24 protein-coding genes, 4 tRNA genes and 1 riboswitch are annotated in these 26,824 nt (G+C 58.4%); of the genes, 7 read left to right on the top strand and 21 right to left on the bottom strand.

All coding sequences use genetic code 11. From position 1 onward, the window contains the following. Positions 1-297: 297 nt before the first annotated feature. Positions 298-1,125 carry a protein-glutamate O-methyltransferase CheR gene (gene cheR, locus AC1DIH_RS21130; RefSeq protein WP_477766720.1) on the bottom strand — a complete coding sequence of 276 codons (828 nt, stop codon included), beginning with the start codon at positions 1,123-1,125 and terminating at the stop codon, positions 298-300. 45 nt (positions 1,126-1,170) lie between these two features. Further along, positions 1,171-2,103, bottom strand: coding sequence for a chemotaxis protein CheV (locus AC1DIH_RS21125; protein WP_477773143.1), 933 nt, complete (start codon positions 2,101-2,103; stop codon positions 1,171-1,173). 81 nt (positions 2,104-2,184) lie between these two features. Between AC1DIH_RS21125 and flgA the strand changes: the two genes are divergently transcribed. The 4 genes from flgA to AC1DIH_RS21105 all read left to right on the top strand — a co-directional run bounded on the left by flgA (position 2,185) and on the right by AC1DIH_RS21105 (position 4,782). Continuing rightward, the gene (gene flgA, locus AC1DIH_RS21120; RefSeq protein ID WP_477773142.1) at positions 2,185-2,946 is read left to right on the top strand and encodes a flagellar basal body P-ring formation chaperone FlgA; all 762 of its coding nucleotides are present in this window, start codon (positions 2,185-2,187) and stop codon (positions 2,944-2,946) included. Positions 2,947-3,097: 151 nt separating this feature from the next. After that, positions 3,098-3,424: a flagellar biosynthesis anti-sigma factor FlgM gene (flgM, locus tag AC1DIH_RS21115; protein ID WP_477773141.1), complete on the top strand. Its 327-nt coding sequence runs from the start codon at positions 3,098-3,100 to the stop codon at positions 3,422-3,424. Between the two features lie 48 nt (positions 3,425-3,472). Then, on the top strand, positions 3,473-3,940 hold the full coding sequence (locus AC1DIH_RS21110; RefSeq protein ID WP_477773140.1) for a flagella synthesis protein FlgN: 468 nt from the start codon (positions 3,473-3,475) through the stop codon (positions 3,938-3,940). 95 nt (positions 3,941-4,035) lie between these two features. Beyond that, positions 4,036-4,782 (top strand): flagellar brake protein, encoded by a 747-nt coding sequence (locus AC1DIH_RS21105; protein ID WP_477773139.1) that lies wholly within the window; start codon positions 4,036-4,038, stop codon positions 4,780-4,782. A gap of 57 nt (positions 4,783-4,839) precedes the next feature. On the opposite strand, the gene AC1DIH_RS21100 is transcribed toward AC1DIH_RS21105, so the two are convergent. The 6 genes from AC1DIH_RS21100 to phnN all read right to left on the bottom strand — a co-directional run bounded on the left by AC1DIH_RS21100 (position 4,840) and on the right by phnN (position 11,143). Next, positions 4,840-6,228 (bottom strand): MFS transporter, encoded by a 1,389-nt coding sequence (locus tag AC1DIH_RS21100; protein ID WP_477773138.1) that lies wholly within the window; start codon positions 6,226-6,228, stop codon positions 4,840-4,842. A 71-nt stretch (positions 6,229-6,299) separates the two neighbouring features. Beyond that, on the bottom strand, positions 6,300-7,541 hold the full coding sequence (locus tag AC1DIH_RS21095; RefSeq protein ID WP_477773197.1) for a glutamine synthetase family protein: 1,242 nt from the start codon (positions 7,539-7,541) through the stop codon (positions 6,300-6,302). A 228-nt stretch (positions 7,542-7,769) separates the two neighbouring features. Then, entirely contained in the window at positions 7,770-8,462 is a 693-nt protein-coding gene (locus tag AC1DIH_RS21090; protein ID WP_427533056.1) for a sensor histidine kinase, read from the bottom strand. Further along, positions 8,459-10,063 carry a response regulator gene (locus tag AC1DIH_RS21085; RefSeq protein WP_477773137.1) on the bottom strand — a complete coding sequence of 535 codons (1,605 nt, stop codon included), beginning with the start codon at positions 10,061-10,063 and terminating at the stop codon, positions 8,459-8,461. The genes AC1DIH_RS21090 and AC1DIH_RS21085 overlap by 4 nt, the downstream gene beginning before the upstream one ends. Before the next feature lie 295 nt (positions 10,064-10,358). Then, a tRNA-Arg gene (locus AC1DIH_RS21080) sits at positions 10,359-10,435 on the bottom strand. A gap of 123 nt (positions 10,436-10,558) precedes the next feature. Further along, positions 10,559-11,143: a phosphonate metabolism protein/1,5-bisphosphokinase (PRPP-forming) PhnN gene (gene phnN / locus AC1DIH_RS21075; protein WP_477773196.1), complete on the bottom strand. Its 585-nt coding sequence runs from the start codon at positions 11,141-11,143 to the stop codon at positions 10,559-10,561. 388 nt (positions 11,144-11,531) lie between these two features. Here phnN and AC1DIH_RS21070 point away from each other — a divergent pair, with 388 nt between their 5' ends. After that, positions 11,532-11,858 (top strand): Arc family DNA-binding protein, encoded by a 327-nt coding sequence (locus AC1DIH_RS21070; RefSeq protein ID WP_003178899.1) that lies wholly within the window; start codon positions 11,532-11,534, stop codon positions 11,856-11,858. Between the two features lie 165 nt (positions 11,859-12,023). On the opposite strand, the gene mgtE is transcribed toward AC1DIH_RS21070, so the two are convergent. Next, positions 12,024-13,466 (bottom strand): magnesium transporter, encoded by a 1,443-nt coding sequence (mgtE, locus tag AC1DIH_RS21065; protein WP_477766710.1) that lies wholly within the window; start codon positions 13,464-13,466, stop codon positions 12,024-12,026. A gap of 320 nt (positions 13,467-13,786) precedes the next feature. Between mgtE and AC1DIH_RS21060 the strand changes: the two genes are divergently transcribed. Further along, entirely contained in the window at positions 13,787-14,299 is a 513-nt protein-coding gene (locus tag AC1DIH_RS21060; protein ID WP_477773136.1) for a cell envelope protein SmpA, read from the top strand. Positions 14,300-14,318: 19 nt separating this feature from the next. Here the strand turns inward: AC1DIH_RS21060 and AC1DIH_RS21055 are convergent. From AC1DIH_RS21055 to ltaE, 7 genes are all read right to left on the bottom strand, one after another. Next, positions 14,319-14,395 (bottom strand) — tRNA-Arg (locus tag AC1DIH_RS21055). 72 nt (positions 14,396-14,467) lie between these two features. Next, a tRNA-Arg gene (locus AC1DIH_RS21050) sits at positions 14,468-14,544 on the bottom strand. A 107-nt stretch (positions 14,545-14,651) separates the two neighbouring features. Further along, positions 14,652-14,742, bottom strand: a tRNA-Ser gene (locus AC1DIH_RS21045). A gap of 62 nt (positions 14,743-14,804) precedes the next feature. Beyond that, positions 14,805-14,993: a carbon storage regulator CsrA gene (gene csrA, locus AC1DIH_RS21040; protein ID WP_003178872.1), complete on the bottom strand. Its 189-nt coding sequence runs from the start codon at positions 14,991-14,993 to the stop codon at positions 14,805-14,807. A 184-nt stretch (positions 14,994-15,177) separates the two neighbouring features. Continuing rightward, positions 15,178-16,419: an aspartate kinase gene (locus AC1DIH_RS21035; RefSeq protein WP_477773135.1), complete on the bottom strand. Its 1,242-nt coding sequence runs from the start codon at positions 16,417-16,419 to the stop codon at positions 15,178-15,180. A 90-nt stretch (positions 16,420-16,509) separates the two neighbouring features. Then, positions 16,510-19,131: an alanine--tRNA ligase gene (gene alaS / locus AC1DIH_RS21030; protein WP_477773134.1), complete on the bottom strand. Its 2,622-nt coding sequence runs from the start codon at positions 19,129-19,131 to the stop codon at positions 16,510-16,512. A gap of 146 nt (positions 19,132-19,277) precedes the next feature. Continuing rightward, positions 19,278-20,282 carry a low-specificity L-threonine aldolase gene (gene ltaE / locus AC1DIH_RS21025; protein WP_477773133.1) on the bottom strand — a complete coding sequence of 335 codons (1,005 nt, stop codon included), beginning with the start codon at positions 20,280-20,282 and terminating at the stop codon, positions 19,278-19,280. 215 nt (positions 20,283-20,497) lie between these two features. Continuing rightward, positions 20,498-20,668, top strand: a riboswitch (FMN riboswitch). Between the two features lie 120 nt (positions 20,669-20,788). Here ltaE and AC1DIH_RS21020 point away from each other — a divergent pair. Further along, positions 20,789-21,298 (top strand): 6,7-dimethyl-8-ribityllumazine synthase, encoded by a 510-nt coding sequence (locus AC1DIH_RS21020; RefSeq protein WP_477773132.1) that lies wholly within the window; start codon positions 20,789-20,791, stop codon positions 21,296-21,298. Positions 21,299-21,428: 130 nt separating this feature from the next. Here the strand turns inward: AC1DIH_RS21020 and astE are convergent, their stop codons facing one another. The 5 genes from astE to astA form a co-directional block, all read right to left on the bottom strand. After that, positions 21,429-22,439 carry a succinylglutamate desuccinylase gene (gene astE / locus AC1DIH_RS21015; protein WP_477773131.1) on the bottom strand — a complete coding sequence of 337 codons (1,011 nt, stop codon included), beginning with the start codon at positions 22,437-22,439 and terminating at the stop codon, positions 21,429-21,431. Between the two features lie 12 nt (positions 22,440-22,451). Beyond that, on the bottom strand, positions 22,452-22,739 hold the full coding sequence (locus AC1DIH_RS21010; protein ID WP_019693158.1) for a hypothetical protein: 288 nt from the start codon (positions 22,737-22,739) through the stop codon (positions 22,452-22,454). A gap of 63 nt (positions 22,740-22,802) precedes the next feature. Next, complete coding sequence (gene astB, locus AC1DIH_RS21005) at positions 22,803-24,149, bottom strand: N-succinylarginine dihydrolase (RefSeq protein WP_477773130.1); 1,347 nt, start codon at positions 24,147-24,149, stop codon at positions 22,803-22,805. A 138-nt stretch (positions 24,150-24,287) separates the two neighbouring features. Continuing rightward, entirely contained in the window at positions 24,288-25,757 is a 1,470-nt protein-coding gene (gene astD / locus AC1DIH_RS21000) for a succinylglutamate-semialdehyde dehydrogenase (RefSeq protein ID WP_477773195.1), read from the bottom strand. After that, a complete protein-coding gene (gene astA, locus AC1DIH_RS20995; RefSeq protein ID WP_427545772.1) occupies positions 25,754-26,779 on the bottom strand; it encodes an arginine N-succinyltransferase in 1,026 nt (341 codons plus the stop codon). The genes astD and astA overlap by 4 nt, the downstream gene beginning before the upstream one ends. Positions 26,780-26,824: the final 45 nt, after the last annotated feature.

Below are 26,824 nucleotides of genomic sequence, written 5' to 3'. Positions count from 1 at the left end.
CCCCGTAAACCGGGGCTTTGCGGGCGACGGCAAAGCGGCAATGCCAGAAAAGCGGCAACGGATTTCCGGCGCCTGCCGCTTTTCTGCCGCTTCCCGAGAGAACAACACCGGACCCCTTGTGGGAGCGAGCCTGCTCGCGATGACGTCGTGTCAGTCAATATCAATGCAACCTGCAACACCGCTATCGCGAGCAGGCTCGCTCCCACAAAGGGGTCCGGGTGCCGGGGAATTTGGCGGGCAAAAAAAACGGGAGCCCCCGAGGGCTCCCGTTTTCATGCAGTACCGATTACCGTCCAATCACTTGGCCTGGTAGATGATCCCCGGGCTGCACTGAACCATCTGATAGTGATCCGGCAAACCGTTCAACGCTTCGGAAGCCCCCAGGAACAGATAACCGCCTGGCTTCAGCGTGCTGTGAATCCGCAGCAGGATGTCTTTCTTCACTTCGGCAGAGAAGTAGATCAACACGTTGCGGCAGAACACGATGTCGAACTTGCCGAGACTGGCGTAGCTGTCCAGCAGGTTGAACGAGCGAAACTCCACCCGACTCTTGATCGGTGCCTTGACTGCCCAACGCCCCGGCCCTTTCGGATCGAAGTAACGCTGCAGACGCTCCGGCGACAGACCCCGACCGATCGCCAGGCTGTCGTATTCGCCGGTCTTGCAGTTGGTCAACATGGTCCCGGACAGGTCGGTGGCAACAATCTGCACCCCCATCTTCAACTGCCCCATATTGACCCGCTCGAACTCGTCGATCGACATCGACAGCGAATACGGTTCCTGCCCGGACGAGCACGCCGCCGACCAGATCCGCAGGCGCTGCCCGGGACTGGCCTTGATGGACTCAGGCAGCACTTTGTTCTTCAAGACTTCAAACGGATAGGTGTCACGAAACCAGAGGGTTTCGTTCGTCGTCATCGCGTCCACCACCATCTCGCGCAAACCACTGCGCGGTTGGGTCTGCATCCGCTGCACCAACTCACCCAAGGACTTGATGCCTTGCTGTTCCATCAGTTTGTTGAGACGGCTCGACACCAGATACTGCTTGTTCTCACCGAGCAAAATGCCACAGGCTTTTTCCAGGAAGACCCGGAACTGTTCAAAATCCAAATTACCCGTAGACAATGATGCCGCCTCTTAAATCGTGTTGACCGCCAGGAGCGAAGGCCACTAGCTGTTGTCTGCTGCTTTGATCCGGTCGACTACCCGGGATGCCAGGTCATCAGGACGGAATTTGGCAAGGAAGTCATCGGCACCGACTTTCTTCACCATCGCCTGATTGAACACACCTGACAACGAAGTATGCAGGATGATATGGAGCTTTTGCATGCGAGGGTCACTGCGGATCTCGCTTGTAAGGGTGTAGCCGTCCATTTCGGGCATTTCGATGTCGGAAATCATCATCAGAAACTCTTCTTCCGGCTTCTTGCCCTCATCGACCAGTTTGCGCAGGTAATCCAGCGCTTGCCGGCCGTCGTTCAACGAAATGACTTCAACCCCCACCGTCTGCAGGCAACGCGTGATCTGCTTGCGCGCCACCGACGAATCATCGACCGTGAGCACTCGCAAGGAGATTGCCTTGTGTTGGGTATCGGCATCGATCACGCCAACCGAAATCGCATCCGACGTCGGCGCAACTTCCGCCAGGACCTTTTCCACGTCGATGATTTCGACTAGCTGATTGTCGACTCGAGTCACAGCGGTCAGGTAATGATCGCGCCCCGTGCCCTTGGGTGGCGGATGGATCTCTTCCCAGTTCATGTTGACGATCCGCTCGACCGACCTCACCAGAAACCCCTGGGTCTTGGTGTTGTACTCCGTGATGATCACGAAGGGATTGCTTTGATCCTGCAACCCGCCTGAGCCGGTCGCCATTGCCAGATCCAGAATCGGAATGGTTGCCCCCCGAATATTTGCCACACCGCACACGACAGGACTGGACTTGGGCATCAAGGTCAGCTTGGGGCATTGCAGCACCTCCCGAACCTTGAACACGTTGATCCCGTAAAGCTGCTGGCCGTCGAGACGGAACAACAACAGCTCCAGGCGATTCTGCCCTACCAGTTGCGTGCGCTGGTTAACCGAATCCATTACACCAGCCATGCCCAGACTCCTACACCAACGCTAAGTGTGTTGCGACGCACATTCATCACTAAACGGCACGGCGCTTGCTTTTTAACTGCGATGAACACAAAAACGACATTTTCCCGACGCCTGACATCAATGTGCCGTAAATTCCTCGGCGCCCTGTCAGCCGTATGCCTGTTGAACGCTGGCAGCCCTGCCTTTGCCGACCCGGTTACCTTGCCTGATCTACTTATCGGCGTCACTCAGGGCTTTCTTGAATTCACCGTAGAAGACTATCTGGCCACCAGTCAAACCGCAGGGCGCTACGAAATCGAAGTCAACAAGCTCGACCCGCGCATGTACATGCCGCCGTGCGACAAGGAATTGACAGCGACACTGGACCGCCCAGCCATACCTTTGGGCCGGGTCACGGTGAAAGTCCGTTGCGAAGGCGCCTCCCCCTGGACCGTCTTCGTACCCGCTCAAGTCCGCCTGTTTCGCGAGGTCGTCACGACCACCCGCCCCCTCAAGCGGGCCGGAATCATCGACCCTTCGGATGTGATGCTGCGTGAGCGCGATATCAGCCTGATCAATCAGGGATATCTGACAAACGTCGATCAAGCCATCGGACAAAAACTTGTCCGACCAATGGTCAGCGATCAAGTGATCACGCTTGTTCATCTGGAGCAGGCAGAAGTCGTGCGCAAGGGCGATCAGGTGGTCATCACCGCCCGCAGCGGCACACTGAGTGTGCGGATGCCGGGTGAAGCACTGTCCAATGGCGGCCTGAGCGAGCAGATCAGAGTCAAAAACCTCAACTCACAACGAGTCATCAAGGCGCAAGTCACGGCACCGGGCCAGGTGGAAGTCTCCATGTAGATAACTGGCGCACAACCGTCCTGTTCCCTAAACTGTGCCTCACGCAGGGCAAATACCGACGCGCCCGAGCTCATCGACTATTGAGCCTAAAGTTTTCCCGGGTATGGCCGAAAACATGGCAAGCGTCCAAATTCCCAGAGGTTTTTTTATCATGGTCATCGATTTCAGCCGTTTAAACAGCTCCCCCACGCTCGCAAGCAGCGCGCGGACCAGCGTCAGCAAGGACACCGGCGATGCCGGCAAATCCGCGCCGCTGAGCACCTCGACCGAACAGGTCGGTGCCACCCAAAGCGGGGAATCGGTACACCTCAGCAATGAGGCTCAACAGTTGCAGAAGATCACTGACAAGCTGCGCGATCAGCCTGCCGTCGACAACGCCCGCGTGGCCGAGTTGAAAGCAGCGATTGCCGATGGCAGCTATAAGGTCGACAGCAACCGTGTAGCCAGCAAACTGCTCAACTTCGAAGCCCAGCGCTAGCCAAAGGCCTGCGCCAGGCTTTTGGACGCTTAAAACCCAAGGCCAGCCATGCACGACACTAATTTACTGCAACTGATCACCGATGACTTTGCTCCAGCTCAACAATTGCTGGAGCTGCTGAAGACCGAATCCCTCGCCCTGCACGGCCGCGACATGCCGCTGCTCGAGGATATTCTGGCGCAGAAACAGGCACTGATCATTCTGCTGGAACAGCATGGCCGCAAACGCAGCGAAATTCTCGCGAGCCTGAACCTTCCTGCCAACCGCGCAGGCCTGGAGCAGTTCGCCGCCCACTCAAGTATCGGCGATCAGTTGCTGACCCAAAGCGACGCCCTGACCCGACTGCTTGCAGATTGCCAAACTGCCAACGAGCTCAATGGCCGCTCGATCCAGGTGCAACAAGCCTCCACCGCCAATCAGTTGAAAATTCTTAACGGTGGCGAGCCTCCAGCGCTTTATGACGCCCGTGGATCAACCTCCATGCTCGTGAAGCCCCGCGCACTCAGTCAGGCTTGAACTCATAAATAAGCGTGCTCTATCAAGGCACGAAACATGCTGGCAGAATGCTGGCTCTTGCGTGTGATCGTATTCTGTCTGGAGATTGATAAACCGTGTTCAACGCCTCAAGCGCGGAAGATGCTCCGCAGCCACCCAAGGTGCTCAGCACTCCGCTGGAAATCACCGGCAATCTGCGGATGCTGCAAGAGAGCCATGATCCCCTGATCATCACGTTCCATGAACGCAGCCAGCGCTTTCAGAGCTACCTGATCGACGTCGATCGCGACAGCAACATGATCGCCCTGGACGAAATGATCCCTCGCGATGGCGAACGCTACCTGCTTGCCGGCGAAGCTTTTCGGGTTGAAGGCTTTCATGAGGGCGTACGTATTGCCTGGGAAAGCAACGGCGCGCTGACCATCGACGAGTCCAACGGCGACCGCTGCTACCGTGGCACGCTGCCCGATGAAGTGGTTTACCACCAGCGTCGCAATGCGTTTCGCGCAGCCTTGAAACTGGCACAACTGGTAAACATCGAACTCGGTGGCGAAAAGCTCAAGACGCCTCTCAGTGGCAAACTGCTGGATATCTCTGCGACGGGTTGCAAGCTGCGCTTTGATGGCGACATCACCAGCGGACTTCAATTGGGTCAGGTCTATGAACGCTTCATCGCCGCCCTGCCCTTCGGCAGCATGACCGCACCGATCGAGCTGCGTTATCTGCACCACGAAGAGAAAATCGATACCACCTTCGCCGGCGTACGCTTTCACAACATGAGCGGACTGGTGCAGCGTCAGGTCGAGCGCTTCGTCTATCAGTTGCAACGCGAAGCGCGCCGCTTCGACAAAGACGACTTCTGATCCAGACGCTTGAAAAAACGGGCAGTCCCTTTCGGTGACTGCCCGTTTTTTTTGCCCCTAAGGCCTGGCCTCGGTAAAGCTTTTCGGATGCTCCGCCCCCGGATCATCAGGCTGCTCATCAGAGCCGCCGACATCCTCAGCGTCGGACTTTGCGTCCCGCTCAGGATCCAGATCAGGGCTCGTGCCATTTTGCATCTGCTCATGCACGACCTGCTCATCGACCCGCGGATCGAGAGCCGCCACCAATGGCGAACTCGACATGCTGTCCGGCATTGCCACGTGATGCAGCGGCGCATCTTCCACCTGATGCAGGTTGGTCACCGCTTTTGGCCGGATGCGCCATACCAGTACCAACGCGAAGAAACTGAAGAACGCATACAGCATCTGACTGCCGAACAACTTCATCAGCACACCCGCCACCAGCGGCCCGATGCTCGCCCCCACACCGTAAGTCACCAGCAACATGGCAGTCAGCGATACCCGCCGATCGCTTTCGACGTGGTCGTTGGAAAACGCCACCGCCAACGGGTACAGACAGAACTGCACCAGCGAGCAGGCGAAGCCCGCGATAAACAGCATCTCAAGCGGCACCTGCGGCATGATCGCCAACGGCAACGCCGCCAGCGCCAGGCAAAAGGCAAAACTGCGAATCAGCACGGCCCGATCATAACGATCCGACAACCAGCCCAACGGCCATTGCACCAGCAACCCGGCAAAGATGCAGCTCCCCATGAACAGACCGACCTCTTCAGTGGAAAGCCCTTGCTGGGATGCGTACAACGGCGCCAGACCATAGAACGAACCGACGATCAGGCCAGCGCCGAGCACCGTACTGAGAGATTGCGGAACCCGCTTCATGAAAAAGCGCGGTTCCATCGGCGCCGGGTGCAAGGGCGCCGGGTGAATCCGCCGCGTCAGCGCGACCGGCACCAGGCACAGCGCAAAACACAACGCCACCAGCATCAGCAATTCCAGCCCCAGGGACGGGTGCATGACCAGAATCAACTGACCCAGCACCAGCCCCAGGTACGAAGCGATCATGTAGCCGCTGAACACCACCCCGCGCTGTCTGGCTTCGGCCTGCTCGTTCAGCCAGCTCTCGATGACCATGTATTGGCACATCATGCCCAGACCGACGACCATCCGCAGCACCAGCCACGCCGGTAGCCAGTCGATCAGGCCGTGCCCCAGCACCGCCGCACCGACGATCCCGGCACAGGCCGAGTAGGCCCGGATATGACCGACCCGGGCGATCAACCGGTGGCCTATTTTCCCGCCCAGCACCAGGCCGAAATAGTTGGCCGCCATCAGCGCACCGACCCACAGGCTGTCGACATGGTCCGCTGCCAGGCGCAAGCCCAGGTAAGTACTGAGGAGGCCCGAGCCGATCAACATCATCAGCGAGGCGAAATAAAGCGCTCGAAAGGATTTCAGGATTTGGCGCATCGGCGTTCCGAGCGGCTCCTTGCAGTGAGTACCGGACTACCGTCAACGATAGCCCGACAGCGACGAATCGGTTAGGCCTGGGCGGCTAAAACGCGCCGCTCCCAGGGAGTGATTTCATCAAGAAAACTGCTCAACTCCATGGTCTTCGAAGCGATGTAGCCTTCGATGAACTCCTTGCCAAACAGTTCCTTCGCCAATTGGCTACGGTTCAGACGTTCAAGAGCAGCATGCAAGGTACACGGCAACGACAAACTGTCCGGCACTTCAAACTCGCCCTGAATGGCCGGCGTCGGCTCCAGCTCGTTTTCAATGCCATACAACCCGGCCGCCAGACTGGCGGCAATCGCCAGATACGGGTTGGCATCGGCGCCCGGCAGACGATTCTCGACCCGACGCGCCTCTGGCGAACTGGCAGGAATCCGCAAACCCGCCGCCCGATTGTCATAAGACCAACAGGCATTATTCGGCGATGCGTAAGGATGGCACAGACGCTGGTAAGAGTTCACGTTCGGCGCAAACAACGCCGTGAAATCTGCCATCGCTGCCTGCTGGCCACCGATGAAATGACGGAAGATTGCAGTCGGCTGTCCAGCGTCATCGCTGAACACATTTCGGTCCGTGCCCACCTCGACGATGCTCTGGTGAATATGCATCGAACTGCCCGGCGTATGCGCCAGTGGCTTGGCCATGCAGACCACGGTCAGGTGGTGCTTGAGCGCGACTTCCTTGAGCAGGTGCTTGAACAGGAATGTCTGGTCGGCCAGCAGCAGCGGATCACCGTGCAGGAGATTGATTTCGAACTGGCTGACGCCCATCTCGTGCATGAAGGTATCGCGCGGCAAACCGAGGGCCGCCATGCATTCGTAGACGTCATTGAAGAACGGGCGCAAACCGTTGTTGGAGCTGACACTGAATGCCGAATGACCTTCCTCGCGACGTCCGTCCAGCCCGACCGGTGGCTGGAAGGGTTGAGTCGGGTCGGTGTTCGGTGCAAAAACAAAGAACTCCATCTCGGTCGCCACCACGGGCGCCAAACCATGGGCGGCATAACGGGCGATCACCGCTTTCAACTGACCGCGAGTCGAGAGACGCGAACTTTCCCCACTCAACTCATCGGCATCGCAAATGGCCAACGCGCGAGGCTGCTTGCTCCAGGGCAAACGGTGAATCTGTTTTGGATCGGCATTGAGCGCCAAGTCGCCATCATCACTGCCGTAAAATCGTGCCGGCGGATAACCGCCCATGATGCATTGCAGCAGCACGCCACGCGCCATTTGCAAACGCCGCCCCTCAAGGAATCCTTCTGCGGTCATGACCTTGCCACGCGGCACGCCATTGAGATCCGGGGTGACGCATTCAATCTCATCAATGCCCGTCAATCGCTGCGCGAGTGAACGCTGGCCATCGGTCGTCATGACTCTATCCTTGACGTTGTGCAAGCCGCGAACGGCGACATGTACAAAATAGGCACCAGCTGTTCGGAATATCAAGCACCGGGACATAAAAATGTCCGACAAAATTGCCGCTCGGGGTGGCGGCCATCAGGGCAGGTAAAGATTGAACAACCCACCTCCCAATGGGCCGCCATTACGGATCTCGGTACGCCCGTGCACGCCGCTGCGCTGATGCAGGTGTGCAATACGCGCGGCAAAATACAGACCAAGACCGGTGCTGCCACTGGCCGGATTGATGCCCTGTACGTAATCCGCCTGACGCTCGATCATCTGGGCCGGGAAACCCTCGCCGTCGTCGTTGATCGACAATAGCAACTGCCCGGTTTCCTCACCGATGCTGATCAATAGCGAATGCCTTGCATGACGAATGGCATTGTTGATCGCATTGGCCAGTACCGTCCCAATCAGCTCCCGGTCGAAGAACCCGAGAGGGCTCAAGGGATCGATCTCATAAGTCACCACAAGGCCGCGACTCTTGAACACGTCCTGATGCGCCGCCAACTGCGCTTCGATGAAATCGTCCAGCTCGTGATAGTCCGGGCGCAATGGCAACTGGTTGACGCCGAGCTTGTAGAGCCCCAGCAACTGCACCAGCATGCCGTTCAGATGAGCGAACTCATAGTCGATCACGCCCTGCTCGGCAGTGTGCTGCTGAGCCGCAGGCAAGCGCGCAAGCCACTGTCCGTGGGCCTGCATCAGCAACGCCAGGGAGTTCTTCATGTCGTGTACGGTGGAGGCAATCACCGTGGAAAAGTCGAGCCCCTCGTCAACATCATTCATTCGCCAAACGCCTTGCTTCGCAGCTTCTGATAACGCGGATAACGCGCATCGCTCTCGGGCATCATGCCCACCATTTTCAGGCACGTACGACACTCTTCCAGCAGCGCTGAATCGAGGCTGGCATCGGCCCCATGCAACAGCGATTGCGCCATGTTGAGCGCAATACTGATGTTCTTCGGCTGCAACAACAGTGCACCGCGGAAAAGCTCCCGCGCCTCGGGTAACGCGCCCGCCTTGTAACTGCGCACGCCCTGGCGGTTGAGGTCCGCCGCCGCGTTGCCGGAGTTGAGAATCGCCGGGTCGTCGGTCTGCTGGGCAATGCCTTGCATCACCACCGGGTCGTCGCCGTAAATCTCGGCGCAGTTTTTCAACATCGAATTACCGGCGTCAGCCTGCCCCAGCATCTTCAACTGCTTGGCAACCAGCAACGCCGCTTCGGCGCTCATGAACTGCTCCATGCCATCCAGACGGGCCAGTGCTTGCTCCGTCAGCTTCTCAGCGGTTTCGGCATCGTTGAGCAGCAGGCTGGTGGCTTTCATCAAGCGCGCCCGGATCTGCAATCCCGGATCGTTGATGTTTTCCTTGGCGACAGCACTCAGGGTCTGGTTGATCTCCAGTCGAGTGCGGGTATCCAGGCCTTTTTCACTGCCTTTACTGATGAGCGCATGAGCCAGGCCCAGATTGCTTTCAGGGTCCTTGAAACGTGACTGCGCGCCTTGGGAGACCGCTTGACGATAGGCTTTCGCCGCACCCTCGAAGTCTTCGTTGGTCATCGCCAACTTGCCCAACAACGATTGCCTGCGTACCGCCAATGGCGACAGGCGAACGGCTTCTTCCAGCACATTCTGCGCAGCCTTGGTGTCGCCTTCAGCGACCAGCACTTCGGCCAGTCCGTCATACAACGCCGGCATCATCGGGAAAGCCTTCAGTGCCTTTTCGTAGACGGCTTTGGCCTGAGCGACCTGGCCACGCTTGAACATCAATCGCCCCAGACCGACATAGGCCCAAGGCAACGGGCGATCCGCCAGAATGCTGTTGTACAAGCGCTCCAGCGCCTCATTCTGATTCATGTCACGCAGCGCATCGGCACGATAGCGCAGACACAGCGGCGAATAGCGCGGGTCCTGCTTGCACAGCTCAATGCAGGCATTCAGGACTTCAACCGGCTTACCCCGATCCAGCGCTTGCAGAATCGGCTTGAGCAACGTCTTGCGCTGCTCCAGTCGCTCCAGCCGCTGGGCCAGGCCAGCGCGGTTGAAAGGCTTGGTCAGATACGCATCCGGCTCATGCTCGAGCGCACTGAGCACCATCGCCTGACTGCTCTCGGCAGTTACCATCAGAAACACGCTTTCATGGCTGATCAGCTTCTCGACCATCAGGTCTTCAAGCACCTGCTGACCGTTCTTCTTGCCATCGCCAAGGTGATAATCCTGCAAGATGAAGTCGTAGCGTTTCTGCGCGCACATGCGCAGCGCCACCTCACCCGTGTCGGCAGTGTCGACATCCTTGACACCCAGCTCACGCAACATCGACCTGACCGAACTACGGAAATCCGAGAAATCATCGACGATCAAAAAGCTTTTTTGGTGGTACGCCAGCATCGAAGATTCCAGGCAATTAAGAAGATGAACCCAAAGACAAATGCAGGGACCAGCTCAACTTCGCCGCCCATAGGGGCGTCGTGCAGGACAACGGCCCATCGGGTTATCGGCCAGTTGTGGCGTTCCCTTATAGGGGCCGGCACAAATTGTGGGCTGATGCAGGCGCACTGCAAAAACACCTCAAAAAAAAACCCGCCAGGTAATCCTGAGCGGGTTTTTCGATGTTGTTTTCGGCTACGCAACGGTCCCGATAATATAAAGAGGTCGGAGCGCGTGAAGAAACATCGTGTGTTAGTGGTGTCCCAGGGCAGGTTCGAACTGCCAACCTTCCCCTTAGGAGGGGGATGCTCTATCCAATTGAGCTACTGAGACACATGCCGGCCGCAAGGACATGCGGCGCGATGGACGGCGTGCATGTTAACGGGCAGGCCCGGTTTTGTCATGTCGTCTGTAGGGCTTATTAAGTGTAGGCAAACGCCGGCTTCGATCACGGGCTCAGATTTGACCCGCTTTTGCGCTGATACCCTCTAGCATCAATAGAGCCAGCAAGTTGTCGACGGCAGTGGAAAGCTCACCAGAATTATCCAGCTGAAAAATCCCTTCCCAGTTCTCCTGAGCAGCATCCGTTGAAAACAGGGCATTGCGCTCAAGTCGGGCCTCGATTTCCTCAGTGCTCTCACGCCCTCGCCGTTCCAGGCGTTTGCGCAGGGCATCGGTCTTTACCGTCAGCACTATGGGCAACAACGTCGGATAACGCGCCATGGCTTCAGACAAATGACCTCTTGAGCCGTTGATCAGCACATGGCGACCGTCACTCAACCAGCGATCGATCTCTGCCGGGATGCCGTAATCAAGCCCATTGGCACGCCAGCACAGCGCAAAACCGCCTTCGCGCCTCATTTGAGCAAATTGCTCCCTGGAAACACTCAAGGCGTCTTCGCCGACCGATTCAGCCGACCGGGTAATCACCCTGCGCACCACAACGCAATCAAGGCCAAGCAAGGCGCCGCGGGCCGCATCGATCAGGCTGTCTTTGCCGGAGCCGGATGGCCCCATTAAATAAATAAGTCTGCCGCGCATCGCTATATCACCCCCATTGCGTGCCCGCCCTAGTAAATCGGCCATTTGCCACTATTCTGTATCTCGTAAGGAACGAAGATCGTATCCGCATAGCATGCACGCTCAGGGGCGCCCAAGCACCCATCTGTCGGGCAAAGAGGACGCGGTCAGATGTACGGGCCCGGTGACTGTTTTCAAACCAGTCCGCATTTCTGATAATTGGTGCTGGCATAACGCCTGCTTCCAGTTCAATATTTGTCACAGAATTGACGCCAATGATCTGGCAACTTTGAGGCATGATGCGGGCCTCATATCAATTCAGGTTGAACATTTGGCGACGAGGCTTGTCCTACATGACATCCTGCGGCCAATTCCGAGAACCGCTCCCCTGAACTAACCGGTTAAATATATGCGCCCATTGAAACAGGCAATTTATTCCAGCCGTACGGCTGACAAGTTCGTCGTACGTCTGCCAGACGGGATGCGTGAACGCATTGCCGAGGTGGCTCGCAATCATCACCGCAGCATGAATTCCGAGATCATCGCCCGCCTTGAGCAGAGTCTTATTCAGGAAGGCGCGCTGGGCGAAGAATTGAGCATGCGCCTGGACAGCCCCGAGCTGTCACTGCACGAACGCGAACTGCTTCAACGTTTCCGCCAACTCTCCCACCGCCAGCAAAACGCACTGGTTTCGCTGATTGCCCACGACGCTGAAATGGCCGCAGACGCCTCCTGATTGCATCCCGTAAGCTCTAGCCAGCCATGTGCTGGCTTTTTTTTGCCTGAAATTCAGCCAATCGCTTACTCAACGGCAAGCTCAGTTGCCATCGACATTACGCTAACAGATTAAAAAATGAAGATGCGCKGCCTGCCGGCTTGAGCAGGACCGCGCAATAGAAACTCAGAGCAGGAAGATTGTCGCCAGCCCGAGGAAGATGAAGAAACCACCGCTGTCGGTCATGGCCGTGATCATGACGCTCGCCCCCATTGCAGGGTCGCGTCCGAAGCGCGCCAGGGTCATCGGAATCAAAACCCCCATCAACGCCGCCAGCAACAGGTTCAAGGTCATCGCGGCAGTCATCACCACGCCCAGCGACCAACTGCCATACAGCATGTAAGACACCACGCCGATTACCCCACCCCAGACCAGGCCATTGATCAAACCAACCGCCAGTTCCTTGCGCATGAGACGTGAGGTATTGCCGGTACTGACCTGATCGAGTGCCATCGCACGAACGATCATGGTAATCGTCTGGTTGCCGGAGTTACCGCCAATACCGGCAACAATCGGCATCAACGCTGCCAGAGCTACCAGCTTCTCGATAGAACCTTCGAACAAACCGATTACCCGCGATGCTACAAACGCGGTAATCAGGTTGATCGCCAGCCAGGCCCAGCGGTTGCGCAAGGATTTCCAGACTGACGCGAAAATATCTTCCTCTTCACGCAAACCCGCCATGTTGAGAACTTCACTTTCGCTCTCTTCACGAATCAGGTCGACCATCTCGTCGATGGTCAGACGACCAATGAGCTTGTCGTTCTTGTCGACCACCGGGGCCGAAATCAAGTCATAACGCTCAAACGCCTGTGCGGCATCGTAGGCGTCTTCATCCGGGTGGAAACTCACCGGATCGCTGGCCATGACTTCCGAGACTTGCTTGTCAGGATCGTTGACCAGCAGTCGCTTGATCGGTAGCACCCCCTTGAGCACACCGTCGTAGTCAACCACGAACAACTTGTCGGTATGACCGGGCAGCTCTTTGAGGCGACGCAAGTAACGCAGAACCACTTCAAGACTGACATCCTCACGGATCGTCACCATCTCGAAGTCCATCAATGCACCGACCTGCTCCTCGTCATAGGACAACGCGGAGCGAACGCGCTCACGCTGCTGACCATCAAGGGTTTCCATCAGTTCGTGGACGACGTCTCGCGGCAGCTCGGGGGCCAAGTCAGCAAGTTCGTCGGCATCCATCTCCTTGGCCGCCGCCAGGAGCTCCTGATCATCCATGTCGGCAATCAGGGTTTCGCGAACCGAGTCGGATACTTCAAGCAGAATGTCGCCGTCGCGCTCGGCCTTGACCAACTGCCAGACAGTCAGACGCTCGGCAAGCGGCAAGGCTTCAAGAATGTAGGCAACGTCGGCGGAATGCAGATCATCGAGTTTGCGCTGCAACTCGACGAGGTTTTGCCGGTGGACCAGGTTCTCGACCAGATCGTGATGATGACCTTCCTGGCGATGAGTCAGGTCTTCGACCACCCGCTGGCGGTGCAGCAACTCAACGACTTGAGCAAGGCGGTCTTGCAGGCTTTCTTGCGTTTTCTTTACTTCAACTTCGGTCATAGGCGAACTCCACTCCCAGCAGCGGGGCACGCCGGAAGGATCAATCAGTCAATTCATGATTGGTAAAACGGGGTACTGAGTAACTACTGGGTAAGTCCATGGAGGTATTCCACAAGCCCCGGCGGGGCTGACGGGCGCAATCATACACCGCCCGAGGGTTTTAAACGTTAAAAAATCCAGCCTGAAACAAGCGCTTGCGAGATAAACCTGAGCGCTGTCCGCCTCCGTGAAACTGCGACGACTCATCCTGAAAAGAAAACACACCCCCCGGGAGAAATGTACTGACTACCCTTGATCGTGACCGTCATGGAGGACGTCCAATGCTCAGGAAAACACTCGCAACCCTGTTGATCACCCTGCTCTGCCCGCCCCTACAGGCCACTGCAATGACTGTGCATCGATGTGAAGACGCCGAGGGCCGTATCACTTACACGACGCTGAGCTGCCCTCCTGGAGAGGCACTGTCGCGACAGCACATTTACAACCCAAGCGTTTTCACATTCGAGGCGATACTCCCCAGCACCAACCACCAGGAAACATCAGGCATCAAAAGCACACCGAGAGATCCGACCGTCGTCGGCCAAATGAATGACAAATGCGCAAATGTGCTCAGTGCCAAGGAGCGTCGCGAAGCGATCATCAATCAGCGGATCGTTCCAGGCATGAGCCAGCAAGACGTTGAATGCGCGCTGGGCAAACCAGACAAGGTCAGCATTCGAAACGAGACGACGAATTATCGTTACGACAGCAAGAAAGGTCGTAGCGCGCAAATCGTGTTCGATGAGAAGGGATGCGTAAAAGGCAAATCCCAGACAGCAAAAAGCCCGCGTTAGACGCAGGCTTTTTGGTGTTTGGTGCACTCGACAGGATTCGAACCTGTGACCGCTCGGTTCGTAGCCGAGTACTCTATCCAGCTGAGCTACGAGTGCAATTTGTGTTTTTAGACCAGATCACAACTGGTTGAAGCCAGGTTACCTGCATTACTGCAAACAACCCTTAAATGGTGCACTCGACAGGATTCGAACCTGTGACCGCTCGGTTCGTAGCCGAGTACTCTATCCAGCTGAGCTACGAGTGCATTTGTTGCCGCGCATTATAGGCCGTTAAATCTTTTTGTAAAGCGCTTTTTCTAGTAATTTCAACAACTTACCGAAGAAGCCAGATTACAACGTACTAAATAAATAATGGCGGAGAACGGGGGATTCGAACCCCCGACACCCTTTTGAGGTGTACTCCCTTAGCAGGGGAGCGCCTTCGGCCACTCGGCCAGCTCTCCGCAACACGGGGCGTATCTTAACCAACCTTTTCCCCGTTTGCAAACATAAAAAACGATAAAAATTAATGGCTTGGTTCGTCGTCCTTCTCTTTCTTGATCCGCAGGTAGATTTCCTCACGGTGAACAGCCACCTCTTTCGGCGCGTTAACGCCAATACGCACTTGATTTCCTTTGACGCCAAGCACGGTCACAGTGATTTCGCCATCACCAATAATCAGGCTTTCTGCGCACCGACGAGTCAGAATCAGCATACCTTTCTCCTCACGCATTTCATTTCAGGGACAACAGTCTGCAAAAAAAAGGCGTTCGACCTACAACCAGAACGATCGTAGCCCTACACGCCTAAGTATTGACCAGCACGAGCAAAAGAACAGATTTCAGTCGCGCCGCTCAAAAAAACAAAGGGCGCGGTCAGACCGCGCCCTTAGAGGAGCATCACTCGCCCTGGCGGGCCGGTGCGTCCAGTTCGAAAGCCGTGTGCAGAGCGCGCACAGCCAATTCCAGGTACTTCTCTTCAATCACCACGGAAACCTTGATTTCCGAAGTCGAGATCATCTGGATGTTGATGGTTTCTTTAGCCAGCGCTTCGAACATGCGGCTGGCAACGCCTGCGTGAGAACGCATGCCGACGCCGACGATCGATACCTTGGCGATCCTGGTGTCGCCAACGACTTCACGGGCACCGATCTCGCGAGCGGTGTTTTCCAGCACGGTCTGGGCCGCCTGGTAGTCGTTGCGGTGCACAGTGAAGGTGAAGTCGGTGGTGTTATCGTGCGCAACGTTCTGCACGATCATGTCGACTTCGATGTTCGCGGCGCTGATCGGGCCGAGAATCTTGAAAGCCACGCCCGGGGTGTCTGGCACGCCACGGATGGTCAGCTTGGCTTCATCGCGGTTGAAAGCGATGCCGGAAATGATCGGCTGTTCCATGGATTCCTCTTCATCAATAGTAATGAGGGTGCCCGGACCCTCCTTGAAGCTGTGCAGTACGCGCAGCGGAACGTTGTACTTACCGGCGAACTCGACCGCGCGGATCTGCAACACCTTGGAACCGAGGCTGGCCATTTCCAGCATCTCTTCAAAGGTGATCTTGTCCAGGCGCTGAGCCACGGACACCACGCGCGGGTCGGTGGTGTAGACGCCGTCGACATCGGTGTAGATCTGGCATTCATCAGCCTTCAGGGCCGCTGCCAGCGCCACGCCGGTGGTGTCGGAACCGCCACGACCAAGGGTGGTGATATTGCCGTGCTCGTCGACGCCCTGGAAACCGGCAACGACAACTACACGACCGGCCTTCAGGTCACCGCGAATCTTCTGGTCATCAATCTGCAAGATACGCGCTTTATTGTGCGCGCTATCCGTCAGAATCCGCACCTGGTTGCCGGTGTACGACACCGCCGGTACGCCGCGCTTGATCAGCGCCATGGCCAGCAGTGCAATCGTCACCTGCTCACCGGTGGAGACGATGACATCCAGCTCACGCGGAACCGGTTGATCGTCACCACTGATTTGCTTGGCCAGATCGATCAGACGGTTGGTCTCGCCGCTCATTGCAGACAGCACAACCACCAGGTCATCGCCGGCTTCGCGGAATTTCTTAACCTTGTCGGCGACCTGCTCGATTCTCTCGACAGTGCCGACTGAGGTGCCTCCAAATTTCTGTACGATCAAAGCCATTTCAAAGCCGCCTCAGCCCATGAAGGGCGCCCATTAATCACTCAAACAGCTACGAAGCCCGCCACTAGACGACGGGCTCGGCACGCAGCCTTAAATACCCTGCTCTACAAACGGCACGGTCAGGGCCAATGCAGCATCCAGTGCGCCAGCGTCGATACCGCCGCCTTGCGCCATGTCCGGACGACCACCACCCTTCCCGCCCACTGCTGCAGCGGCYTGCTTCATCAAATCACCGGCTTTGAGTTGGCCAGTCAGGTCCTTGGTTACACCCGCAACCAGTACGACCTTTTCCTCATGGACACTGCCGAGCAGGATCACTGCGCGGCCGAGTTTGTTCTTCAGTTGATCGACCAGCGCCAGCAGCGCCTTGCCGTCCTGACCGTCGAGACGCACGGCCAGCACTTTCACGCCTTTGACGTCCTGGGCAGAAGCCGACAGGTCGTCGCCCGCCGCACTGGCGGCCTTGGCTTGCAACTGCTCGAGTTGCTTTTCCAGCAGACGGTTGCGCTCAAGCACAGCCGACAGCTTGTCGATCAGATTGTCGCGGCTGCCCTTGACCAGGTTGGCCGCTTCCTTGAGTTGCTCTTCCGCAGCGTTCAGGTAAGCCAGTGCCGCAGCGCCTGTCACCGCTTCGATACGACGTACGCCAGAAGCCACGCCGCCTTCGCTGATGATTTTCAGCAGGCCGATGTCGCCGGTGCGACTGGCATGGATACCACCGCACAGCTCGACGGAGAAGTCGCCCATGCTCAGTACGCGCACGCTGTCGCCGTACTTCTCGCCGAACAGCGCCATGGCGCCTTTTTGCTTGGCGGTGTCGATATCGGTTTCTTCGGTTTCAACTTCGGAGTTCTTGCGAATTTCGGCGTTGACGATTTCTTCCAGCGCTTTCAGCTGTTCAGGCTTGATCGCTTCAAAGTGGCTGAAGTCAAAGCGTAGACGCTGACTGTCGACCAAGGAGCCTTTTTGCTGAACGTGCTCGCCCAGCACCTGGCGCAATGCTGCGTGCAGCAAGTGCGTGGCGGAGTGGTTCAGCGAAGTGGCGTGACGCACCTCGGCATCCACCTGGGCCTGAACCGGCGAGCCGATGGTCAGGCTGCCCGAATCCAGCACACCGTGGTGCAGGAATGCACCGCCGGTCTTGGTGGTGTCGCGCACGTCGAAACGCGCAGCGCCTGCCTGCAGGTAACCGCAGTCACCGATCTGACCGCCGGATTCCGCATAGAACGGCGTCTGATCGAGAACGACCACGCCCTCTTCGCCTTCGCTCAATACGTCGACCGATTGCCCGTCTTTATACAGAGCAACGATTTTGGCCGAACCGCTGTGAGCGGTGTAACCGGTGAACTCGGTGGCCACATCAACCTTGACCAGGCTGTTGTAGTCCATGCCGAAGGAACTGGCCGAACGGGCACGGACGCGCTGGGCTTCCATTTCGCGCTCGAAGCCCTCTTCGTCGATGGTCAGGTTGCGCTCACGGGCGATGTCGCCGGTCAGGTCCATCGGGAAACCGTAGGTGTCGTACAGCTTGAACACCACGTCGCCTGGCACCACATCGCCTTTGAGTTCGGCCAGATCCTGCTCGAGGATCTTCAGGCCCTGCTCCAGGGTTTTGGCGAACTGCTCTTCTTCGGCTTTCAGCACGCGCTCGATGTGCGCCTGCTGGGATTTCAGCTCAGGGAAGGCTTCGCCCATCTCGGCAACCAGTGCGCCGACGATCTGATAGAAGAAACTGCCCTTGGCGCCCAGCTTGTTGCCGTGACGGCAAGCGCGACGAATGATCCGGCGCAGCACGTAGCCACGACCTTCGTTGGACGGCAGCACGCCGTCGGCGATCAGGAAACCGCAGGAACGAATGTGGTCAGCCACGACTTTCAGCGAAGCCTGGTTGTCGTTGGTGCAACCAATGGCCTTGGCCGAAGCGCTCAGCAGGCTCTGGAACAGGTCGATTTCATAGTTCGAGTGAACGTGCTGCAGCACGGCACTGATCCGCTCCAGGCCCATGCCGGTATCCACCGACGGCGCTGGCAACGGGTGCAACACGCCATCGGCGGTGCGGTTGAACTGCATGAAGACGTTGTTCCAGATTTCGATGTAACGGTCGCCGTCTTCCTCTGGCGAACCCGGTGGGCCACCCCAGATGTCGGCGCCGTGATCGTAGAAAATCTCGGTGCAAGGACCGCACGGGCCGGTATCGCCCATGGTCCAGAAGTTGTCGGAGGCGTACGGCGCGCCTTTGTTGTCGCCGATGCGAACCATGCGCTCGGCCGGAACACCGACTTCCTTGGTCCAGATGTCGTAGGCCTCGTCATCGCTGGCGTAGACGGTGACCCAGAGCTTTTCCTTCGGCAGGTTCAGCCACTTGTCGGAGGTCAGGAAGGTCCAGGCGAAGGTGATCGCATCACGCTTGAAGTAGTCACCGAAACTGAAGTTACCCAGCATTTCGAAGAACGTGTGGTGACGGGCGGTATAACCGACGTTTTCCAGGTCGTTGTGCTTGCCACCGGCGCGAACGCACTTCTGGCTGCTGACGGCGCGGGTATAGGCGCGCTTTTCCTGGCCCAGAAAGCAGTCCTTGAACTGGTTCATCCCCGCGTTAGTGAACAGCAGGGTTGGGTCGTTGCCCGGAATCAAAGAGCTGGAGGCTACACGGGTGTGGCCTTGCTCTTCGAAGAAGCGAAGGAAGGCTTCACGGATTTCTGCGCTTTTCATTAGGTTCTTCCACGGAGACTGCGGCCAAAGGCCTGTACGAATCGTCAACAGACGAAGCGACGGCAAAGGGCCGCATTATATCGGCGTTAGTGTGCAGGTACAGTGTGTTTGTACGATACAGACAGTCAATTGGACGGCTAACACCTTCAGTTTTGAGAAAACTCGACGAAAGTGGCGATCACCTGCTCGATCTGCGCCCGGTTGACGTCCATGTGAGTGACCATGCGCAAACGTGAGGCGGCGCTGAGCTTGATCCCGCGCTCACCGGCAAACGCCTTGAGCGCCTCGCACTTATCGCCCATCTGCACGTAAACCATGTTGGTCTGTACAGGCTCGACTGTATACCCCGCCGCGCGCAGGCCTTCAGCCAAAAACTGCGCGTTGTCGTGGTCATCCGCCAGGCGTTGCACGTTGTGATCCAGCGCATACAAGCCTGCCGCCGCAAGAATGCCGGCCTGACGCATGCCGCCGCCAACCATCTTGCGCAGGCGCCGGGCCTTGCCGATCAACTCGGCCGAACCACAGAGCACCGAACCGATCGGCGCGCCGAGGCCTTTGGACAGGCACACCGACACCGAATCGAAGTGCCGGGTGATTTCCCGCGCATCGACGCCCAGCTTGACCGCTGCGTTGTACAACCGCGCGCCGTCCAGGTGCAGCGACAGGCCGTGCTCACGGGTAAAGCGGCGAGCCTGCGCCAGGTACTCCAGCGGCAATACCTTGCCTTGCATGGTGTTTTCCAGTGCCAGCAAACGGGTTCGGGCGAAGTGGAAATCGTCCGGCTTGATCGCCGCTGCCACCTGAGCCAGGTCCAGCGAACCGTCGGCCTGAACGTCCAGCGGTTGCGGCTGGATCGAGCCCAACACCGCGGCCCCGCCACCTTCATACTTATACGTGTGCGCCTGCTGGCCGACGATGTACTCGTCCCCGCGCTCGCAGTGGGCCATCAACCCCAGCAAGTTGCTCATGGTTCCTGTCGGCACGAACAGCGCCGCTGCAAAGCCCAGACGCCTGGCCAGTTCGGCCTCAAGCTGATTGACCGTCGGATCTTCGCCGTAGACGTCATCCCCGGTGGCCGCGTTGGCCATCGCGTCGAGCATCCCTGCGGTCGGTTGGGTAACGGTGTCGCTACGAAGATCGATAACGCTCATGAATCAGGCCTCGGAATAGGACGCTAACGTCGCTGCTGATAAAGGAAATCTCTTTCGAAGGGGATTACTGCGGCCAACGCCGCAATTAATCAAGGCCAGGACTGGAAAAGCCGGTTCAAGCCAACGGAAAAACCGATGTATATCATCAGAAAGCAGCCATGCGCAGCCCGCAAATATGTGTTAAAAACTCTCCGCCGCCAGAAAACCTGGCAGCAAAACGTTCTCAGGGCGGGGTGCAACTCCCCACCGGCGGTAATTGCGCGCAATGCGCATAGCCCGCGAGCGCTTGGTGTCACTGATGCTTCGGCAGCAGGTGACGGCAAGGTCAGCAGACCCGGTGTGATCCCGGGGCCGACGGTCATAGTCCGGATGAAGAGAGAACGGGATTGGCACCAAAGGGCCGTCCGTGGGCAACGCGCATACTCTGCACGTCTGACCTGCACGTACCCTTAAATCCCATTCGATTCATAACGCCCTGTTTTTCACACAAACAGGAGTCAGAACAGATGCAACCCACCGCAATCGATAGCAAAAGCAAAAACCATCAGGGCGAGCGCGTAGCGTTTATCCAGGCGTGCTGGCACAAGGAAATCGTTGATCAGAGCCGTAAGGGCTTCGTCAGCGAGATGCTCGCCCAAGGCTATCAGGAATCGGATATCGACTTTTTTGAAGTCGGCGGCGCCTTTGAAATTCCACTGCACGCCAAGCTGCTGGCCAAGTCTGGCCGTTATGCCGGTATCGTCGCTGCAGGCCTAGTGGTTGACGGCGGCATCTACCGTCACGAATTCGTTGCCCAGTCGGTGATCAGCGGCCTGATGCAGGTTCAGCTGGAAACCGAAGTGCCGGTGTTCTCGGTCGTGCTGACCCCGCACCACTTTCATGCCGGCGAAGAGCACCAGAAGTTCTTCTTCGAGCACTTCGTGCACAAGGGCCAGGAAGCGGCAAAGACCTGCGCCGACACGCTGCACAAGATGCGCGCCTTGCGTCGCACTGAACACCGCGCAGTAGCCGTCTAAGCACAAAACCTGTGGGAACGAGCCTGCTCGCGATGACTGCTCATCAGCCGACAACTGTGCTGGCTGATACACCGCTTCGCGAGCAGGCTCGCTCCCACAGTAGATCTTGGTCGGGATCGAGGTTCTGGTCTCAGACCAGGTTTTCGTCGGTGGTCGGCACAATCAAAATGCCGGCGCGCAGGCCGTTCTTGACCTTCGGGTTCGGGAAGATGATTCGCGCCCCCTCCTCCTCGACGATCCAGCGGGTCTGGGCGATGTCCTCGGCCAGCAGATAACCCTTTTTCAGCTCCGAGAAGTTCTCGATATCCGCTGGCAGGTTCAAGTGGAAGCTGTCGCTGTGCTTGATGATTTCCCGCGCCACGCTGAACAGCTGCAAGCCATCCAGGCTCTCTTCTGCTGACTCCGGCTCGGTGCCTTCGATGATCTGCTTCAAAAGGGTTTCAAGGCGCGAGACGTTGACCCCGTCGTTCTGCCCGAACGGCCGGGCCTTGCCCAGTTCAAGGGTGAAAGACTCGGCATCGAGCTTGTCGTAGGTATACGAACTGAAAACGATGGAGGGCTTGTTCTGCAACAGCACCGCCTCCATGCCGGCAGCGCGCAAGCGGGCCAGTTCATGACGGGAATGGTGGCGACCTTCTTTCCAGGGATACAGCGCGAACTGCTCGATCTTCGAGCCACGGATCGCGGTGTGCAGGTCGTAGTGCAAACGGGCGCGGTCGGGCAGATTGAAGAAAGTCGCCGCCAGACGCTCCAGTTCACAGGCTCGCAGTGCTTCGGAGCCACTGCTGAGTTCGTGACGGCCGTTGAACAGCCGATTGACGTCCTGCTCGATAAACCGCTCGCCGCGACGCATGGCGTCAGGGTTGCCGAACAGGAACAGAATACGTGCGCGCGGCTTCAACTCTCCGCGGGCAATGTCATGCAACAGGCGATCGAGTAACTCGATCGGCGCTGTTTCGTTACCGTGGATGCCGGCCGACAACAGCAAGTCCAGGCCATTGTCGCGAGCCTCGGGTGGCCGGACTTCCAGCGCCCCTTCGCTCAGCCAGCGCATCCGCACGCCTTCGACAGTCAGTTGAGTCTTCTCCGCCGGTTCACGACCGGCGAGGGTCAGTTCAAGCAGTTTGCCGAGGGCGAGCATAGAGCGAATTCCTTAGTGATCGTGTTTGCAATCCGGGCCGTGCACGTGGTCTTCGTCACCGATTTCAGCCGGTTCCATTTCCAGTTGCAGACTTACCAGATTAGTCGCCAATGGGCGCAGCAGCAGGTTCGCGTATTCGGCATCGCCTTCTTCGACGTCAACACCGATCAGCAGCTGGCCACGGCCATCGTGCTGGATCCACAACTCTTTGCCCTGCCACATTACCGCAACGCGGGTGCAAGAGGTTTCCAGCTGAGTGCCGTCGGTGTCTTCAAGAATCAGCTGCAGGGTATCGCTCATTTTTACGTTCTCATCGGGAGATAAAGCAACGTGTCCGACTCTTCATGAGCAGGACGCGGGCTTTCAATTGATCTGGAATGGATAAACCGCGCCCAGTTTAAGGATTTGCGTCAGTTCATCCAGTGCCGTCCGGCACTCAAGCAACAATTGTGGGTCCGCCAGATCGATTTCGGTCATGCGGTCACGGTAGTGCTTGTCGACCCATTGGGTCAGCGTGCCATACAACGGCGGGGTCATGATAACCCCTGGGTTGACCGCCGCCAGCTCGGTTTCATTCAGTGCGACACGTAACCGCAGGCAAGCCGGGCCACCGCCGTTCTGCATGCTTTGCTTGAGATCGAAGACTTTCACTTCGCGAATCAGGCCGCCAGAGCTGGTCAGCTCTTGCAGGTACTGCCAGACGCGCGGGTTGTTCTGGCACTCTTGCGGCACGATCAGCAGCATCGAACCGTCAGCGCGCGACAGCAACTGGCTGTTGAACAGGTAAGAACGCACGGCGTCTTCGACCGACACCTGGGAACGCGGTACGCAGATCGCCTTGAACTGGCCGCCACGCTTGGCCAGCTTGGCCGACAGTTCCGCCAGCATCTGCTCGGTATCGAGGAACGCGTCCTCGTGATAGAACAGCGCCTCGCCGTTACCCACCGCGATCACGTCGTTGTGGAACACGCCCTGGTCGATCACCGCAGGATTCTGCTGGGCGAACACCACGCCGTCATCGCTCAAGCCGTGCAGACGGGCAACCGCTTGCGACGCTTCAAGGGTCTGACGCGCCGGGTACTTCTGCGGTGCCGGGTAGCGGGTATCGAACGCGCTACGACCGAACACGAAGAACTCGACACCGGCTTCACCGTATTCACGGCAGAAGCGCGTGTGGTTGGCTGCGCCTTCATCACCGAACTGCGCCACGGCAGGCAACGCTGCGTGGTGGGCGAAGTGTTTCTGGTCCGCGAACATCGCCCCCAGCACGCGGCTGGTGGTCGGGTGCTCGATGCTGCGGTGATATTTGCAGTTGAGGTTGGCGGCGGTGAAATGCACGCGACCGTCGGCGGTATCAGCGCTCGGGCTGACGGTGGCGGCGTTGGCCACCCACATGCTCGACGCCGAGCAGCTGGCAACCAGCAACGGCATCGCCTGTTTGGCGGCCTGCTCGATCACTTGAGCGTCGGTGCCGCTGAAGCCCAGGCTGCGCAGCGCGCCGACATCCGGGCGCTCTTGCGGCGCGAGTACGCCTTGCTGAAAGCCCATTTCCATCAGCGCTTTCATTTTCGCCAGGCCTTGCAGCGCCGCTTCCTTCGGGTTGGAAGACTGCTGGCTGTTGCTCTGGGACGCGACGTTGCCGTAAGACAGACCGCCGTAGTTATGGGTCGGCCCCACTAGACCGTCAAAATTGACTTCATAGGATTTCATCAGCGAGGCTCCACAAGAATCTGTTGTTATAGGCTTCAGTAACTGTTCTTCAAGACCGGGGCGCGGCCATCGCGAGCAGGCTCGCTCCCACAGGGATTTCATCGCCCTTGTGGGAGCGAGCCTGCTCGCGATTGGGCATCACGCCATTTTTACGCCAGGCGTCAGGGCGGCCGGCAAGGTCAGGCTTGGGGTTTCCAGCGAGGCCACCGGGTACGCGCAGTAATCCGCCGCGTAATAGGCACTGGCGCGATGGTTGCCCGAGGCGCCCACACCGCCGAATGGCGCGCTGCTCGCGGCGCCGGTCAGCTGTTTGTTCCAGTTGACGATACCGGCGCGGCTTTCCAGCCAGAACTGCTGATAACGCGCTTCGGAATCCGACAGCAAACCTGCGGCCAGACCGTATTGGGTGTTGTTGGCTTCAGCGATCGCCGCCTCGAAATCAGCGTAACGAATCACTTGCAGCAACGGGCCGAACAACTCTTCGTCAGGACGATTGGCAACCGCGCTCACATCAAGAATGCCCGGGGTCAGCAACGCGGCGTTGGCCTGTGGCTGGGTCATTTTCAACAGCGGCACGGCGCCATTGGCGAGCAAGTGTTCTTGCGCATCCATCAGAGCCTTGGCAGCGGCCAGAGAAACCACCGAGCCCATGAACGGTGCGGGTTGCTGATCGAACGCGCCGACGTCGATCGTTGCGCTGACCGCCACCAGACGCGCCAGCAGCGTATCGCCCCAGGCACCTTGCGGTACCAGCAAGCGACGGGCGCAGGTGCAACGCTGACCGGCAGAAATGAACGCCGACTGAATGATCGTGTACACCGCAGCGTCGAGGTCTGCGACCTGATCGACCACCAGCGGGTTGTTGCCGCCCATCTCCAGCGCGAGGATCTTGTCCGGACGACCGGAGAACTGCGCATGCAGGTGGTTGCCGGTACGGCTGGAACCGGTGAAGAACAGACCGTCGATACCCGGATTGGCCGCCAGGGCGATCCCGGTTTCACGCGCGCCTTGCAGCAGGTTCAGCACGCCGGCAGGCAGGCCGGCTTCGATCCAGCATTTGACCGTCAGCTCGGCGACTTTCGGGGTCAGCTCGCTTGGCTTGAACAGCACGCTGTTACCGGCCAGCAGCGCCGGAACGATGTGACCGTTCGGCAAGTGCCCAGGGAAGTTGTAAGGACCAAACACCGCCACCACGCCGTGAGGCTTGTGGCGCAGCACGGCAGTGGCGTCGCCCAGCGGGCCGCTCTTCTCGCCGGTACGCTCGCGGTAGCTCTGCACCGAAATAGCGATCTTGTTGACCATGCTGGTCACTTCAGTCGCGGCTTCCCACAGCGGCTTACCGGTTTCTTCACCGATGCAGTGAGCCAGTTCGTCAGCGTGTTTTTTCAGGCTGGCGGCAAAGGCCTCCAGCACGCCGATGCGATCTTCCAGGGAGCGTTTGGCCCAGGCCGGGAAGGCCTGACGCGCAGCTTGCACGGCGCTTTCGACTTGAGCAGCGCTGGCGCCCTGCCCCGACCACAGCACTTGCTGGGTGACCGGGTTCAGCGATTCGAACGTGTCACCCTGGCCCGCCAGCCATTCACCAGCGATATAAAGCGAATTCATTATTTCGACTCCCGAGCAGCAGACAACGGCACGGCACGTACTTGATCGCCGGCATTGAGTTGAAGACGTTTGGCGGTCAACGGGTCAACCACCAGCGTACCGGCAGCAAAGCGTGCGGGAGCGGCAGTGATCCGGCAGTCTTCGCGTTTGCGGTTGTGAATCAGAAATGGCGTGGCGTCGTCACCCGGGGTGCCGATGGCCAGTACCAGCGCCTGGCTGTCGCGGACCGCGCGGATCTTGCCGGTTTCGCATTCAACGGCAGGACCGGCGTCGAAGATGTCGACGTAACCCTGGTAGCTGAAGCCTTCGCTCTTGAGCATCGCCAGCGCTGGCTCGGTGTCAGGATGAACCTTGCCGATCACATTGCGCGCGCCTTCAGAGAGGAAGCAGGTGTACAGCGGGAACTTCGGCATCAGCTCGGCGATGAACGCCTTGTTGCCCACGCCCGTCAGGTAATCGGCCTGGCTGAATTCCATTTTGAAGAAGTGCCGCCCCAGGCTTTCCCAGAACGGCGAGCGGCCGGCTTCATCGGACACTCCGCGCATTTCGGCGATGATCTTGTTGCCGAACAGCTGCGGGAATTCGGCGATGAACAGCATCCGCGCCTTGGCCAGCATGCGACCGTTGAGGCCGGAACGGTAATCGGCGTGCAGGAACAACGAGCACAGCTCGGAATTGCCGGTCAGGTCGTTGGCCAGGAACAGCGTCGGGATTTCCCGGTAGATGTTCAGCTCTTGCGACGCGCTGACGGTCAGACCGACCCGGAAGTTGTACCAAGGCTCACGCAGACCGACAGCGCCGGCGATAGCGGAAATCCCTACCACGCGACCGTTATCGTCTTCGAGCACGAACAGGTAGTCCGCGTCGCCGCGCCCCGCTTCGCCGCGAAAGGTCTTTTCAGCCCAGCCAACCCGGTGAGCCAGACGCTCTTCGTTGGCCGGCAAGGTGGTCAGGCCGGTGCCGGTGCTGCGGGCCAGGTCGATCAGCGCGGGTAAATCGCTGCTGCGTACGGGACGAACGATCATGCTATCTCCTCAAACGGGTCGCTCAGGCCACCCGTAAAACTCTCT

Source organism: Pseudomonas sp. 05N36, from assembly GCF_056397385.1.
The sequence above is the reverse complement of the archived record's forward strand: the minus strand, read 5'-3'. Positions and strand labels throughout refer to the sequence as shown.

What these genes read in the sequence shown, in the direction of transcription:
- ltaE (WP_477773133.1), bottom strand. Translation starts at nt 20,282, where the DNA reads ATGAGCGTTATCGATCTTCGTAGCGACACCGTTACCCAACCGACCGCA.
- AC1DIH_RS21085 (WP_477773137.1), bottom strand. Translation starts at nt 10,063, where the DNA reads ATGCTGGCGTACCACCAAAAAAGCTTTTTGATCGTCGATGATTTCTCG.
- phnN (WP_477773196.1), bottom strand. Translation starts at nt 11,143, where the DNA reads ATGCGCGGCAGACTTATTTATTTAATGGGGCCATCCGGCTCCGGCAAA.
- flgA (WP_477773142.1), top strand. Translation starts at nt 2,185, where the DNA reads ATGAACACAAAAACGACATTTTCCCGACGCCTGACATCAATGTGCCGT.
- mgtE (WP_477766710.1), bottom strand. Translation starts at nt 13,466, where the DNA reads ATGACCGAAGTTGAAGTAAAGAAAACGCAAGAAAGCCTGCAAGACCGC.
- astA (WP_427545772.1), bottom strand. Translation starts at nt 26,779, where the DNA reads ATGATCGTTCGTCCCGTACGCAGCAGCGATTTACCCGCGCTGATCGAC.
- AC1DIH_RS21090 (WP_427533056.1), bottom strand. Translation starts at nt 8,462, where the DNA reads ATGAATGATGTTGACGAGGGGCTCGACTTTTCCACGGTGATTGCCTCC.
- AC1DIH_RS21095 (WP_477773197.1), bottom strand. Translation starts at nt 7,541, where the DNA reads ATGACCGCAGAAGGATTCCTTGAGGGGCGGCGTTTGCAAATGGCGCGT.
- AC1DIH_RS21070 (WP_003178899.1), top strand. Translation starts at nt 11,532, where the DNA reads ATGCGCCCATTGAAACAGGCAATTTATTCCAGCCGTACGGCTGACAAG.
- AC1DIH_RS21100 (WP_477773138.1), bottom strand. Translation starts at nt 6,228, where the DNA reads ATGCGCCAAATCCTGAAATCCTTTCGAGCGCTTTATTTCGCCTCGCTG.
- AC1DIH_RS21020 (WP_477773132.1), top strand. Translation starts at nt 20,789, where the DNA reads ATGCAACCCACCGCAATCGATAGCAAAAGCAAAAACCATCAGGGCGAG.
- csrA (WP_003178872.1), bottom strand. Translation starts at nt 14,993, where the DNA reads ATGCTGATTCTGACTCGTCGGTGCGCAGAAAGCCTGATTATTGGTGAT.
- AC1DIH_RS21010 (WP_019693158.1), bottom strand. Translation starts at nt 22,739, where the DNA reads ATGAGCGATACCCTGCAGCTGATTCTTGAAGACACCGACGGCACTCAG.
- AC1DIH_RS21035 (WP_477773135.1), bottom strand. Translation starts at nt 16,419, where the DNA reads ATGGCTTTGATCGTACAGAAATTTGGAGGCACCTCAGTCGGCACTGTC.
- astB (WP_477773130.1), bottom strand. Translation starts at nt 24,149, where the DNA reads ATGAAATCCTATGAAGTCAATTTTGACGGTCTAGTGGGGCCGACCCAT.
- AC1DIH_RS21060 (WP_477773136.1), top strand. Translation starts at nt 13,787, where the DNA reads ATGCTCAGGAAAACACTCGCAACCCTGTTGATCACCCTGCTCTGCCCG.
- AC1DIH_RS21125 (WP_477773143.1), bottom strand. Translation starts at nt 2,103, where the DNA reads ATGGCTGGTGTAATGGATTCGGTTAACCAGCGCACGCAACTGGTAGGG.
- astE (WP_477773131.1), bottom strand. Translation starts at nt 22,439, where the DNA reads ATGCTCGCCCTCGGCAAACTGCTTGAACTGACCCTCGCCGGTCGTGAA.
- flgM (WP_477773141.1), top strand. Translation starts at nt 3,098, where the DNA reads ATGGTCATCGATTTCAGCCGTTTAAACAGCTCCCCCACGCTCGCAAGC.
- AC1DIH_RS21110 (WP_477773140.1), top strand. Translation starts at nt 3,473, where the DNA reads ATGCACGACACTAATTTACTGCAACTGATCACCGATGACTTTGCTCCA.